This is a genomic window from Allobosea sp. NPDC055332, from assembly GCF_053645455.1.
Genome location: NZ_JBSHMO010000005.1, coordinates 254,125 through 266,773 on the forward strand (window position 1 = coordinate 254,125; position 12,649 = coordinate 266,773).

A 12,649-nucleotide genomic window follows, 5' to 3' on the forward strand; every position below is an offset into this window, starting at 1 on the left:
GATAACCCGGCGCTAAATGTCAGCCGCTTTGCTAGAATGCCGCCATGACCGCGATTCTCGACCGCCGCCTCACCCCCGCCCGCCCGGACCTCGCCGCCCGTCATCTCGACGGCAAGGTCGAGGCGCTCGCTTTCGCGGATCCGATCCCGATGCGGGTGGTGACGCCGTCAGCGCCGCTGCGGCGCGAGCCGCGGCCGGATGCTCCCCTCGACACCGAGGCGCTCGCTGGCGAGGCGGTCAGGGTCTACGAGCAGCATGAGGGCTGGGCCTGGGGCCAGCTCGTCGGCGATTCCTATGTCGGCTACCTGCCCGAGGATTGCCTCGCAGGTGATGCGTCGGCCCCGACGCACCGTGTCTGCGCGCTCAGGACCTTCGTCTATCCCGGCCCCTCGATCAAACTGCCGCCGCTCGAGGCGCTGTCGCTCAATGCCGGGCTGGCGGTCACTGGCGAGAACGGCGACTTCTTCATTACCGGGCAGGGCGGCTACATCTTCAAGCAGCACCTCAATCCGCGCGACCAGCACGAGCCGGATTTCGTCGCCGTCGCCGAGCGCTTCCGCAACGTTCCCTATTTCTGGGGTGGCAAGACCAGCCTCGGCCTCGACTGTTCGGCCCTTGTCCAGCTCTCGCTGGCTGCGGCGGGGGGGACGGCGCCGCGCGATTCGGACATGCAGGAGCAAGGGCTGGGCGAGGCGCTTGCCTTCGATGATCGCCTGAATGGCCTTAGCCGCGGCGACCTCGTCTTCTGGAAGGGCCATGTCGGCATCATGACCGATCCCGACACGCTGCTGCACGCCACCGCCTTCACCATGAGCGTGATCAGCGAACCCTTGCGCCCGGCGCGCGACCGCATCCTCGCCCGCAATGGCGGGCCGATCACTGCGATCAAGAGGCTGAAGGCTCAGTAACCGCGCGTCGGGTCGACGACGTTCTCGAGCTCGCCGCCGGCCTCAAGTCGCCTGATCTGCGCAGCGATCTGGTCGGCGACGGCCTCGGGCGCCGACATCGCGGCATTATGCGGTGTCACCGTCACGGCTGGGTGGTTCCAGAGCGGCGAATCCTGCGGCAGCGGCTCGGTCTCGAACACATCGAGCACGGCCTCCCTGAGCTCACCGGCGTCGAGCGCCGCCAATATGTCCGTCTCGACCTGCAATTTGCCGCGCCCAGCATTGATCAACGCCGGCCCGCCGAGCCGGCCATCCCGTGCCAAGCCGGCGAGCAGCGGCCGGTTCAGGATGCCATGCGTCTCCGGTGTGTGCGGCAGCAGGGCGACCAGGATGTCGGTGCGGGCGAGGAAGGCCGCCATGCCGTCCTCGCCGGCGAAGGTGACGAGCCCCTCGATCGTCTTCGGCGAGCGGCTCCAGCCGGCGACGTCGAAGCCGATCACTTGCAGCTTGCGCGCCGCATCCTGGCCGAGCTCGCCCAGCCCCATAATGCCGACGCGGACCTCGCGTGCCGCCGGTTGGTGGCGGTCGTCATCCCAGGACCTCTCCTGCTGCTGCCGGTCGTAGCGGCGCTGCTGGCGTAGCTGCATCAGGCAGTGCATGACGACATATTCGCTCATCCGCGTCGTCAGATCGGGATCAACCACCCGCGCGATCGGCACCTCGGGCAGGCGGCTGTCGGCGAAGAGATGGTCGACGCCGGCGCCGAGCGAGAAGATCGCCGCGAGATTGGGCAGCCCGGCAAGGCTGCCCTCCGGATGCTTCCAGCTCGCGACATAATGGACGGCGCGCCGGTCGAAGGGCTCGCCGAGCGTGACGATCGGCAAGTCCGGCAGCAGCGCCGCGAAGCGCTCGCGCCAGCTCTCGACATGCCAGCCGGTGATCGCCAGAAGCAGACTCATATGCGGAAGCTTTCCTAGGCTGGGATGAGCAGTGGCCCACGCGTAACAGCGGTTTCGCCGCGGCGATAGGCGCTCTTCAGGCGGATGCGGGCGGCGTCGAAGCCGGCCTCGCTGCGCGCATGGATGATGCCGAGTGGCCGGTCGGGGCCGACGCGATCGCCGAGCCCGGCGAGTTCGGTGATTCCCACGGCATGGTCGATCTCGTCCTGCGGCCGGGTGCGCCCGCCGCCGAGCGCGACCACGGCGAGGCCGACGCCGCGCGTATCGATCGCTTCGACCAGACCCGGACGGTCCGAAAACACCGGCCGCACGATCGGCGCTCGGGGGAAGTGCCGTTCGGGATGCTCCAGCAGGTCGGCCGGGCCGCCGAGCGCCGCGATCATATGGATGAAGCGCTCCGCCGCCGCACCACTGGCGAAGGCGTCCTCGATCTTCGCGACTGCCTCCTCGCGCGTTGCCGCCAGCCGGCCGAGCAGCAGCATCTCGGCGGAGAGCGCCACCGTGACCTCGTGGAAGCGCGGTTCGCGCCGACGGCCGGTGAGGTGGTCGAGCGCATAGGCGACTTCGAGCGCATTGCCGGCGGCGGAGGCGAGCGGCTCGCTCATATCGGTGAGCAGGGCTCGTGTCGGCAGGCCGGCGCCGTTGCCGACATCGCTCAGGCTCTGCGCCAGCGCCTCGGCTCTGTCGAAATCGCGCATGAATGCGCCGGAGCCGAACTTCACGTCCATGGCGAGGCCAGAGAGGCCGGCGGCGAGCTTCTTCGACAGGATCGAGGCGGTGATCAGCGGGATCGATTCGACCGTGCCGGTGACATCGCGGATCGCATAGAGCCGCTTGTCGGCCGGGGCGAGGTCGGCGGTCTGGCCGATGATCGCGCAGCCGACCTCGCGCACGACATGGCGGAAGAGGTCGATCCCCGGCTGGGTGATATAGCCCGGCACCGCGTCGAGCTTGTCGAGCGTGCCGCCGGTATGGCCGAGGCCGCGGCCGGAGATCATCGGGACATAGCCGCCGCAGGCCGCGACTGCTGCGGCGAGCGGCAGCGAGACGGTGTCGCCGACGCCACCGGTCGAATGCTTGTCGAGCGCAGGGCCCGGCAGGTCGCGCCAGTCCAGCACCGTGCCGGAATCGCGCATGGCCAGCGTCAGCGCGACGCGCTCCTCGGCATCCATGTCGCGGAAGAAGATCGCCATGGCGAAGGCGGCAGCCTGGCCCTCGCTGACCGCGCCGTCGGTCAGGCCCGCGATCATCTGGCGGATGTCCTGGGCGCTCAGGCGCTCGCCGTCGCGCTTGGCGGCGATGATCTCCTGCGGCAGGCGCATCAATAGGCTCCGTCGGTCCGTTCGGCCGGGGCGGTGCCGGCGATGATGTCCGCGAGCACGCCGTAGAGGCCGCTGGCGCCAAAGCGGAAGGTCTTCGCCGTCGCCCAACCCGGGCCAATGATCTCGTCGGCGAGATCGAGGTAAGTCTTTGCGTCGGCGAGCGTGCGCAGGCCACCGGAGGGTTTGAGGCCGACCGGCTTGCGCGAGGCCTTGATCGCCTCCAGCATGGTGCGGGCGGCGGCCGGCGTGGCCGAGTTCTTCGTCTTGCCGGTCGAGGTCTTGATGAAGTCGGCCCCTGCCGCGATGGCGAGTTCGGATGCCGCGCGTACCGAGGCCTGGTCCGGGTATTCGCCGGTTTCGAGGATGACCTTGAGCGTCGTGTCGCCGCAGCTGCCGCGTGCTTCGGCGACCATTTCGCGCGCGATCTCGGCATCGCCGGCGAGGAAGGCGCGCCAGGGCAGTACCAGGTCGATCTCGTCGGCCCCATCCGCGATCGCCTCGGCGATGTCGCTGCCGATCAGGCTGCAATTGCTGTTGCCGGTGGGGAAATTGATGACCGTCGCGATCCTGACCGGCGAGGTTTTCAGCGTCTGGCGCGCGAGCTTGACGAATTGCGGCCAGATGCAGATCGCCGCGACCGGGCCAGGCGCCGCGACGGCGCGGGCGCAGAGTTGCAGCGCGCCGGTCTCGCTCGCCTGGTCGGACAAATCCGTCAGATCGAGCAGACGTAGTGCACGTAGGGCGAGATCGGCCTCGGACATGGTCAGAGCTCGCTCAGGAAGCCGCGCAGCACGCGCCGCAGTGCCGTGGTCGCGGTTGCCGCGACGTCGCGCGTCTCGCCATGGCTGGGCGCGCCGCCCAAAATGCCCGCTCCCATATTGGTGACGATCGAGATACCGGCGACACGCAGGCCGTAGCGGCGCGCCAGGATGACCTCCGGCACGGTCGACATCCCCACGAGATCGGCACCCAGCAGCTTCGCCATCTTGATCTCGGCGGGCGTCTCGAAGCTCGGTCCCGAGAACCACATATAGACGCCTTCGCCCATATTGGCGCCGCTGGTCGCCGCTGCCTTCTTCAGGCGGGCGCGCAGATGCGGATCATAGGCGTCGATCATCGGCACGAAGCGGCCGTCGCCGGTATCGCCGACAAGCGGGTTGGGGCCGTTATAGTTGATATGGTCGGTGATCAGCGCCAGGCTGCCGGGCCGCAGATCCGGCCGCAGCGAGCCGGCAGCATTGGTCAGCACCAGCGGCGGCGAGCCGAAGGCGGTGAGCATGCCGAGCGGCACGCGCATGATTGCGGGATCGCCGGTCTCGTAGAAATGCGCGCGTCCCTCGAAGACCAGTACGCGCTTGCCGTGCAGCACGCCGTAGCTGAGCCGCTTGGCATGGCCCGAGACCGAGCCTTTCGGGAAACCGGGAATCTCCTCGAATGGCACCGAGATCGGCTCGACCATGTCGTCGATGATCCGGCCGAGCCCGGTGCCGAGCACGATGGCGCAGTCGATGCCGCCATCGATGCCACGATCGATCAGTACCGATGCCGCTTGGTCGAAAAGCGCATCCGCTGCCATGTTGTCTGCTCCATCGGCGCGTTGCCCGCGCTCGTCGGGCTGCCATGTGGGAGCCCGCAAATCACTTCGGCAAATTGGCCGGTCCGAACGAGGCTGGCAACAGCTCGGCCAGCGAAAAGCGGGCGCGGATGCCCTCCGGCCCGGCGATCAGGATCGGCGTCTCCGGCGCGGCGAATTCGCGGATGCGCTGGCGGCAGGCGCCGCAGGGCGTCACCAGCTCGGCGCCGTCGCCGATGACGACGATCGCCCGGATGGCGTGCCCCCCGCCGGCGATCATCGCCGAGATCGCGCCGGCCTCGGCGCAGGCTCCGACGGGATAGGCGGCGTTCTCGACATTGCAGCCGGGATAGACAGAGCCGTCATCGGCGAGGATGACGGCGCCGACCCTGAAGCGCGAATAGGGCGCATAGGCTCGCTGTTGCGCTGTCCGGGCAGCGGTGAAGAGGGCGTCGAGATCGGGTTCGGCGGACACTCAGCGTTCTTTCACATAGGGCAGGCCCGAGGCCTTGGGCGGCGTCGCCTTGCCGATGAAGCCGGCGAGCAGCACCACGGTCATGACATAGGGCAGGGCCTGGATCGCCTGCACCGGGACCTGGCCGATGCCGGGCAGGACGACGCCTTGCAGCCGAATCGCGACGGCGTCTAGCAGTCCGAAGAGCAGGCAGGCGAACAGCGCCGGCCAGGGCCGCCAATTGGCGAAGATCACCGCGGCGAGCGCGATGAAGCCCTTGCCAGCGGTCATCTGCGGCAGGAAGCCGGCCGATTGCGAGACGGCGAGATAGGTGCCGCCAAGCCCGCAGAGCGCGCCACAGATGATCACCGCGGCATAGCGCAGCCCAGCGACGGAGACGCCGGCGGTGTCAACCGCGGCCGGATTCTCGCCGACGGCGCGCAGGCGCAGGCCGAAACGGGTGTGCTTCAGCGTCAGCGCCGTCAGCACGAGGGCGAGCACGGCAAGGTACACCGGTGCGGCATGGCCGGAGATGGCGATGTCGTAGATCGGGCCGAGGACCGGGATCTCCTTCAGCGTCCCGACCAGCGGCAGGTCGAGCTCGGGGAACCGCGCCGCCCCTTCGAGGTTCGGCGTCCGCCCGCCCTGGCCGTACCAGGCATTGCCGAGGATGGCGGTGAGCCCGATCGCCAGCATGTTGATCGCGACGCCTGAGACGATCTGGTTGCCACGCCAGGTGATCGCGGCGAAGCCGTGCACCAGCGACAGGGCGATCGCAGCGATGATGCCGGCGCCAAGGCCTGCCCAGGCCGAGCCGCTGTGATAGGCGATCACGGCCGAGGCGAAGGCGGCGATCAGCATCTTGCCCTCGAGGCCGATGTCGACGACCCCCGAGCGCTCCGACCAGAGCCCGGCCAGCGCCGCGCAGAGCAGCGGGATCGACAGGCGGATCGTCGAATCCAGGATGACGGCGAGGGTCTGGACGATCTCCATCGCCTAGCCCCCGCGCCCGAGAGTGAGCACGCTGGCGACGAGCCGCCGGAACAAACCGTCGAGCGCGCCGGCGAAGAGGATAACGATGCCGCCGATGACCACGACCATGTCGCGGGTGATGGTCGGCTTGTCGAAGGAGAGCTCTGCCCCGCCCTGATAGAGCACGCCGAAGAGCAGAGCGGCGAGGCCGACGCCGACCGGATGCCCCCGTCCCATCAGCGCTACGGCGATGCCGACGAAGCCGTACCCGGCGGTGAAATCGAGCACGAGCCTGTGCTGCACGCCCATGGCTTCGTTGACCGCGAGCCCGCCGGCGAGCGCGCCGGAGATCGCCATCACCACCATGATGATCCGCGCCGGCGGGATGCCGGCATAGGCGGCGGCGCGCGGGTTGGCGCCGACGGTGCGGATCGCATAGCCGAGCCGCGAGCGGTAGATCAGCGCCCAGACCGCGACGAGCGAGGCCAGCGCCAGCAGGAACGAGGTGTTGAGCGGCGTCGACGGCAGTTTCAGCCCGAAGGCGCCGAGCAGTTCGTGGATCGGCGTCAGCACGGCCTGCTTCGGGAAGTCCGGGGTCTCCGGCTGCATCGAGCCGGCTTTCCCCATCACCTCGACGAGGAGATAGACGATCAGCGTCGCGGCGATGAAATTGAACATGATCGTGGTGATCACGACATGGCTGCCGCGCGTTGCCTGGAGATAGCCTGGGATGAAGGCCCAGAGCGCCCCGCCAGCAGCCGCAGCGAGAATGGCGAGCGGTACCAGCAATATGCCCGGCAAAGGCGCGAGCCAGAGGCAGGCGATCGCGGCGAAGATGCCGGCGATGGTCGCCTGGCCCTCGCCGCCGATATTGAACAGGCCGGCATGGAAGGCGACCGCGACGGCAAGGCCGGTGAAGATGAAATTGGTGGTGTAGTAGAGCGTGAAGCCGAGCCCTTCGAGGCTGCCGAGCGAGCCCTTCAGCAAGAGCGCCGTCGCCTCCAGCGGGCTTTCGCCGATCGAGAGCACGACGAGCCCGGCGACGACGAGGGCCGCGGCGACTGAGACCAGCGGCACCAGCGCGGTATCGGCCCAGCGGGGAAGTTCGATCGGGGCCGCGCTCATGCCGCGCGCTCGCTGACGCCGGCCATCAGCAGGCCGAGATCGCGCTCGTCGGTCGCCACCGCCTCGCGCTCCCCGGTGATCTGGCCGCCGCAGAGCGCGAGAATGCGGTCGGAGAGCGCCATCACCTCCTCGAGCTCGACCGAGACGAGCAGGATCGCGACACCCTGATCGCGTAGGGCGATCAGGCGGCGATGAATGAATTCGATCGCGCCGATATCGACGCCGCGCGTCGGCTGGCCGACCAGCAGCACCTTCGGCGCCCGCTCGATCTCGCGGGCGAGCACGATCTTCTGCTGGTTGCCGCCGGAGAACTTCGCCGTCTTCAGGGTAGGATCGACCGGGCGGACATCGTAATCCTGCATGCCGGCGCGGGCATGCTGCTCGACGAGGGTCGGCGACAGGAAGGGGCCTCGCCCGAAAGCCGGATCGTCATGATAGCCGAGGATCGCGTTCTCGGCCGCGGCGAAGGCAGTGACGAGGCCGGTCCGCAAACGGTCCTCCGGGATGTGCATCAGGCCGAGCCGGCGCAGATTGGCCGGGTTGCGGTCGGTAGCATTGAGGATCTTGCTACCGAGCCGGATCACGCCGCGCGCCGGTTGGGTCAGGCCCGCGAGCACGTCGAGCAATTCGCTCTGGCCGTTGCCGGCGACGCCGGCGATGCCGACGATCTCGCCCTCGTGCAATGTCAGGCTGGCATCGCGCAGCGTCTCGCAGCCACGCTCGTCGATGACGGTCAGGCCGGCCGCCTCCAGCACCGGCGCGCCGCGCTGGCGCGGGCTTTTCTCGACCCGCAGCAGCACGCGGCGGCCGACCATCGCCTCGGCGAGCTCGGCCGGCGAGGTCCTGTTCGTCTCGACATGGGCAACCATCTCGCCGCGCCGCATCACCGAGACCCGGTCAGTCACCGCCATGATCTCGCGCAGCTTGTGGGTGATCAGGATCACCGTCTTGCCCTGCGCCTTCAGCGCCCGCAGCAATTCGAAGAGCTGGTCGGCTTCTGCCGGGGTCAGCACCGCCGTCGGTTCGTCGAGGATCAGGACTTCGGCGCCGCGATAGAGCGCCTTCAGGATCTCGACGCGCTGCTGCAGGCCGACCGAGAGCGTACCGACGATCGCGTCGGGATCGATGGCGAGGCCGTACTCCTGGGACAGGCGCGCCAACTCGGCTCGCGCCTTGCCGACGCCGCCTTTGAGCAGCGCCCCGCCCTCGGCGCCGAGCACGATGTTCTCGACCACCGAGAGCGGCTCCACCAGCATGAAATGCTGGTGGACCATGCCGATCCCCGCGGCGATCGCGTCCGAGGAGGAACGGATCCGGCGCGGTTCTCCATCGATCCGGATTTCACCCGAATCGGCCTCGTAGAAACCGTAGAGGATCGACATCAGCGTCGATTTGCCGGCACCGTTCTCGCCGACGATACCGTGGATCGAGCTGGCGGCGACGGTGAGCGAGACGTCCTTGTTGGCCTTGACCGGGCCGAAGGCCTTGCTGATGCCGCTGAGCTCGATGGCGGGGTGCGGGCTCGTCACCGGCGGGCCGCGCTCACATCGTGCACTTGGAATCCGACATGTAGTCGTGGACCTTGACGGTGCCGGCGATGATGTCGGCGCGGGCCTTGTCGGCGGCCGCCTTCATCTCGGGCGTGATCAGCGCCTTGTTGTTGTCGTCAAGCGCCCAGCCGACGCCGTCCTCCTTGAGCCCGAGCGCGGAGACGCCGGCTGCCCAGTTGCCGTCGCGGGCGGCCTTGAACGAGCTGTAGGCGGCGACGTCGACGCGCTTCAGCATCGAGGTCAGCACCTTGCCGGGATGCAGCATGTTCTGGTTGGAATCGACGCCGATGCCGAGCTTGCCGGCGTCGGCTGCGGCGCGCAGCACGCCGATGCCGGTGCCGCCGGCGGCGTGGTAGATCACGTCGGCGCCGCGGTCGATCTGCGACTTGGCGAGCTCGCCGCCCTTGACCGGGTCGTTCCAGGCGGCCGGCGTCGAGCCGGTCATGTTCTGGAAGATCTCGGCGTCCTTCTTGCCGGCCTTGACGCCCTGGACATAGCCGCAGGCGAATTTGCGGATCAGCGGGATGTCCATGCCGCCGACGAAGCCGACCTTGCCGGTCTTCGAGGCGAGGCTGGCGATGAGGCCGACGAGATAGGAGGCCTCATGCTCCTTGAACACCACCGACTGCACGTTCGGCAGCTCGACCACCATGTCGATGATGGTGAACTTGAGATTGGGGAACTCGGCCGCGACCTTCTGCAGCGCGGTCGCCTGCGAGAAGCCGACGGCGATGATGGGGGAATGGCCGTCACGGGCGAAGCGGCGCAGCGCCTGCTCGATCTGAGCATCGTTGGTCGGCTCGAAATCGCGGAACTCGACACCGGTCTCGGCTTTGAACTTCTCGGCGCCGGCGAAGACGCCCTCATTGAAGGATTTGTCGAACTTGCCGCCCTTGTCATAGACGATCGCCGGCTTGATCGCGGTCTGGGCCATGGCCGTCATGGCCGAGAGGGCGACGCCCGCCAGAGCGAGCGCGAGAGATTTCAAACGCATTGAGCCGTTCCCCTGTCACACGCGGAATGGTTGCGCCATCCCTGCCTGCGATCACGATGGCACGGCTTGCGGACGGGGCCAAGCGGGCTTCGAGGCCCGCTCGGCGATATATGTCATATATGAACAGTCGCCTCAGCCGCGCTGGATCGAGACGCCGCCATCGGCGAGGAAGGCCGTGCCGGTAACGAAGCTCGACGCATCCGAGGCGAGGAACAGCGCGGCGCGGGCGATCTCCTCCGGCTGCGCCATCCGCTTCAGCGCATGGATGCCCTCGACGAAGGCGGTGACCTCGGGGCCCGAGGCCGGATCGTTGGTGATGCTCGCCGGCGTGTCGGTGCCGCCCGGCAGCAGCGCGTTGACGCGGATGCGCTTGCCGCCGAGCTCGGCCGCGAGCGCCTTTACGAGGCCGATCTGCCCGGCCTTGCTGGCAGCATAGGCCGACATGCCGGCGAGGCCGGCAGTGTAGCCGACGAAGCTCGCGGTGAAGATCAGCGAGCCGCCGCCGCGCGCCTCCAGCGCCGGCGCCTGATAGCGCGCGCCGAGGAAGGCGCTGGTCAGGTTGGTCTCGATCAGCCCGCGCCAGCTTGCGCTGGTCATCTGGCCGATCGGGCCGAGCTCGCCGACGATGCCGGCATTGTTGAAGCCGATGTCGAGCCCGCCGAAGCTCCCGGTCGCGGTTTCGACCAGGCGCTGCGCCAGTGCCTCCTCGCGGATGTCGCCGGCGACGGCGATCGCTTCGCCGCCCTCCGCTCTGATCTCGCCGACGAGCGTGTCGAGCTCGCTCTGCCGCCGCGCGGTGACGACCAGCCTGGCGCCCTCGGCTGCGAAGAGCTTTGCCGCCGCCCGGCCGATGCCGGAGCTCGCGCCGGTGATGATCGCGACCTTGTCCTTCAGTGCCGTCATGTCCTGCTCCTTGTTCAGGGAATGCGGCCCGGCTGATCGCAGCGGGCGGCCGCTGCGGACACCCGCTTCCTGTCACGGCATGGCGCCCGATTGCTGGCGGAGCCGGATCGGCCTAGCTTGCCGGTCATGACGCTGAACGATGCCGAGATCGAGCGCTATGCCCGCCATCTGGTGCTGCCGGAGATCGGCGGCCCCGGCCAGGCGAAGCTCAAGCGGGCCCGCGTGCTGGTGATCGGCGCGGGCGGCCTTGGCGCTCCGCTGATCCCCTATCTCGCGGCCGCCGGCGTCGGTACGATCGGCATCGTCGACGACGACCACGTCTCGCTCTCGAACCTGCAGCGGCAGATCATCTTCGGGGCGGAGGATATCGGGGCGCGCAAGGTGGTCGCGGCTGCGAACTTCGTCACGCGGCTCAACCCGCGGGTCGAGATCGAGGAATACGTCACGCGGATCGACCCGCACAATGCGCGGGCGCTGGTCGCGTTCTACGACGTCGTCGCCGATGGCTCCGACAATTTCGCCACGCGCTACGCCGTCTCCGACGCCTGTTTTCACGAGAAGAAGCCGCTGGTGACGGCGGCGCTCGGCCGTTTCGATGGTTCGCTGACCACGATCCGCGCGCATGAGACCAGCGCCGAGGGACAGCCCAATCCGACCTATCGCTGCCTGTTCCCGCAGGAGCCGCCGCCGGGCACGGTCGCACCCTGCGCCGAGGCGGGCGTGCTCGGCGCGCTCGCCGGTGTGATGGGCTCGATGATGGCGCTGGAGGTGATCCGCGCGATCACCGGCTTCGGCGAGCCGCTGGTCGGCAAGCTCCTGCTCGTCGACGCGATGGCGATGCGCTTCGAGACGATGAAATACGGCTGGGATCCGGACAATCCGCTGAACGGGACCGCAGCCGGCGTCGCCGCCTGAGCTATTTCGCCGCCCGCTTGGCCTCGATCACATCGAAGAGCTGGGCTGCCAGATCCGGCCCGCCGAGCTTCTTGATGGCGCGCACGCCGGTCGGGGCGGTGACGTTGATCTCGGTCAGTCGCCCGCCGATCACGTCGATGCCGACGAGCAGGAGGCCGCGCTCCCTGAGCGCCGGGCCGATGCGCTCGCAGATCTCGAGCTCGCGCTTCGACAGGTCGGTCGGCCTGGCCGCGCCGCCGCGCACCATATTCGCGCGCAGGTCGCCGACTGCCGGCACCCGGTTGACCGCGCCTGCCGCCTTGCCGTCGATCAGGATGATGCGCTTGTCGCCCTCAGTGACCTCCTTGAGGAAGGCCTGGACCACCCAGGGCTCGCGGAAGAGGTTGGAGAACAGGTCGTAGAGCGAGCCGAAATTCGGGTCGCCCTTGCCGGTCTTGAACACGGTCGCGCCGCCATGGCCGTAGAGCGGCTTCATCACGATCTCGCCGAACTCCTCGCGGAAGGCCTCGATCTCGGCGCGATCGCGCGTGATCAGCGTCGGCGGCATCAGCTCGGGGAAATGCGTGACGAAGAGTTTTTCGGGCGCGTTGCGGACCTCGGTGGGATCGTTGACCACCAGCGTCTTCGGATGGATGCGCTCGAGCATATGCGTCGAGGAGACATAGGCCATGTCGAAGGGCGGATCCTGGCGCAGCAGCACCACATCCAGCGTCGAGAGGTCGGTCCGCTCGGGCTGGCCGAGCGTATAGTGGTCGCCTTCCACGTCCCGCACTTCGACCGGGCTGATCACGGCGGTGACCTTGCCGTCGCGCAGGGTCAGCTTCTCCGGCGTATAGGTGAAGAGCCTGTGGCCGCGCGCCTGCGCTTCCAGCATCAGGGCGAAGCCGGTGTCGCCGGCGATGCGGACCTTCTCGATCGGGTCCATCTGGATGGCGACGTTCAGCGGCATGGGCAAAAGCTCCGGTTGCGGCCGTTATATCGGCTGCGCCACAGCG

At 68.5% G+C, this 12,649-nt stretch carries 13 protein-coding genes; 2 read left to right on the forward strand and 11 right to left on the reverse strand.

The window, feature by feature from the left end:
• The first annotated feature begins 44 nt into the window (after window positions 1-44).
• On the forward strand, window positions 45-908 hold the full coding sequence (locus tag ACWIGM_RS26710) for a C40 family peptidase (protein ID WP_454029009.1): 864 nt from the start codon (window positions 45-47) through the stop codon (window positions 906-908).
• Here the strand turns inward: ACWIGM_RS26710 and ACWIGM_RS26715 are convergent.
• The 10 genes from ACWIGM_RS26715 to ACWIGM_RS26760 all read right to left on the reverse strand — a co-directional run bounded on the left by ACWIGM_RS26715 (window position 902) and on the right by ACWIGM_RS26760 (window position 10,739).
• On the reverse strand, window positions 902-1,846 hold the full coding sequence (locus ACWIGM_RS26715; protein ID WP_454029010.1) for a 2-hydroxyacid dehydrogenase: 945 nt from the start codon (window positions 1,844-1,846) through the stop codon (window positions 902-904). The genes ACWIGM_RS26710 and ACWIGM_RS26715 overlap by 7 nt on opposite strands.
• A gap of 14 nt (window positions 1,847-1,860) precedes the next feature.
• Window positions 1,861-3,168 carry a thymidine phosphorylase gene (gene deoA / locus ACWIGM_RS26720; RefSeq protein WP_454029011.1) on the reverse strand — a complete coding sequence of 436 codons (1,308 nt, stop codon included), beginning with the start codon at window positions 3,166-3,168 and terminating at the stop codon, window positions 1,861-1,863.
• Complete coding sequence (deoC, locus tag ACWIGM_RS26725) at window positions 3,168-3,929, reverse strand: deoxyribose-phosphate aldolase (protein WP_454029012.1); 762 nt, start codon at window positions 3,927-3,929, stop codon at window positions 3,168-3,170. The genes deoA and deoC overlap by 1 nt, the downstream gene beginning before the upstream one ends.
• A gap of 2 nt (window positions 3,930-3,931) precedes the next feature.
• Entirely contained in the window at window positions 3,932-4,744 is an 813-nt protein-coding gene (locus ACWIGM_RS26730; RefSeq protein ID WP_454029013.1) for a purine-nucleoside phosphorylase, read from the reverse strand.
• A 61-nt stretch (window positions 4,745-4,805) separates the two neighbouring features.
• Window positions 4,806-5,216: a cytidine deaminase gene (locus tag ACWIGM_RS26735; RefSeq protein WP_454029014.1), complete on the reverse strand. Its 411-nt coding sequence runs from the start codon at window positions 5,214-5,216 to the stop codon at window positions 4,806-4,808.
• Window positions 5,217-6,188, reverse strand: a complete 972-nt coding sequence (locus ACWIGM_RS26740) for an ABC transporter permease (RefSeq protein WP_454029015.1) — start codon at window positions 6,186-6,188, stop codon at window positions 5,217-5,219. It lies immediately after the preceding gene.
• A 3-nt stretch (window positions 6,189-6,191) separates the two neighbouring features.
• A complete protein-coding gene (locus tag ACWIGM_RS26745; protein WP_454029016.1) occupies window positions 6,192-7,292 on the reverse strand; it encodes an ABC transporter permease in 1,101 nt (366 codons plus the stop codon).
• Window positions 7,289-8,821, reverse strand: a complete 1,533-nt coding sequence (locus ACWIGM_RS26750) for an ABC transporter ATP-binding protein (RefSeq protein WP_454029017.1) — start codon at window positions 8,819-8,821, stop codon at window positions 7,289-7,291. Before ACWIGM_RS26750 ends, ACWIGM_RS26745 begins: the two co-directional genes overlap by 4 nt.
• A gap of 13 nt (window positions 8,822-8,834) precedes the next feature.
• Complete coding sequence (locus tag ACWIGM_RS26755) at window positions 8,835-9,836, reverse strand: BMP family lipoprotein (RefSeq protein ID WP_454029018.1); 1,002 nt, start codon at window positions 9,834-9,836, stop codon at window positions 8,835-8,837.
• Between the two features lie 132 nt (window positions 9,837-9,968).
• The gene (locus ACWIGM_RS26760; RefSeq protein ID WP_454029019.1) at window positions 9,969-10,739 is read right to left on the reverse strand and encodes an SDR family oxidoreductase; all 771 of its coding nucleotides are present in this window, start codon (window positions 10,737-10,739) and stop codon (window positions 9,969-9,971) included.
• Between the two features lie 126 nt (window positions 10,740-10,865).
• Between ACWIGM_RS26760 and ACWIGM_RS26765 the strand changes: the two genes are divergently transcribed.
• Entirely contained in the window at window positions 10,866-11,654 is a 789-nt protein-coding gene (locus ACWIGM_RS26765; protein ID WP_454029020.1) for a HesA/MoeB/ThiF family protein, read from the forward strand.
• A gap of 1 nt (window position 11,655) precedes the next feature.
• Here ACWIGM_RS26765 and gshB read toward each other — a convergent pair whose 3' ends face one another.
• The gene (gene gshB, locus ACWIGM_RS26770; RefSeq protein WP_454029021.1) at window positions 11,656-12,603 is read right to left on the reverse strand and encodes a glutathione synthase; all 948 of its coding nucleotides are present in this window, start codon (window positions 12,601-12,603) and stop codon (window positions 11,656-11,658) included.
• Window positions 12,604-12,649: the final 46 nt, after the last annotated feature.

Excerpts from the sequence above, each read along its gene's own strand:
- ACWIGM_RS26710 (WP_454029009.1), top strand. The coding sequence starts at position 45 with ATGACCGCGATTCTCGACCGCCGCCTCACCCCCGCCCGCCCGGACCTC.
- ACWIGM_RS26715 (WP_454029010.1), bottom strand. The coding sequence starts at position 1,846 with ATGAGTCTGCTTCTGGCGATCACCGGCTGGCATGTCGAGAGCTGGCGC.
- deoA (WP_454029011.1), bottom strand. The coding sequence starts at position 3,168 with ATGCGCCTGCCGCAGGAGATCATCGCCGCCAAGCGCGACGGCGAGCGC.
- deoC (WP_454029012.1), bottom strand. The coding sequence starts at position 3,929 with ATGTCCGAGGCCGATCTCGCCCTACGTGCACTACGTCTGCTCGATCTG.
- ACWIGM_RS26730 (WP_454029013.1), bottom strand. The coding sequence starts at position 4,744 with ATGGCAGCGGATGCGCTTTTCGACCAAGCGGCATCGGTACTGATCGAT.
- ACWIGM_RS26740 (WP_454029015.1), bottom strand. The coding sequence starts at position 6,188 with ATGGAGATCGTCCAGACCCTCGCCGTCATCCTGGATTCGACGATCCGC.
- ACWIGM_RS26745 (WP_454029016.1), bottom strand. The coding sequence starts at position 7,292 with ATGAGCGCGGCCCCGATCGAACTTCCCCGCTGGGCCGATACCGCGCTG.
- ACWIGM_RS26755 (WP_454029018.1), bottom strand. The coding sequence starts at position 9,836 with ATGCGTTTGAAATCTCTCGCGCTCGCTCTGGCGGGCGTCGCCCTCTCG.
- ACWIGM_RS26760 (WP_454029019.1), bottom strand. The coding sequence starts at position 10,739 with ATGACGGCACTGAAGGACAAGGTCGCGATCATCACCGGCGCGAGCTCC.
- ACWIGM_RS26765 (WP_454029020.1), top strand. The coding sequence starts at position 10,866 with ATGACGCTGAACGATGCCGAGATCGAGCGCTATGCCCGCCATCTGGTG.
- gshB (WP_454029021.1), bottom strand. The coding sequence starts at position 12,603 with ATGCCGCTGAACGTCGCCATCCAGATGGACCCGATCGAGAAGGTCCGC.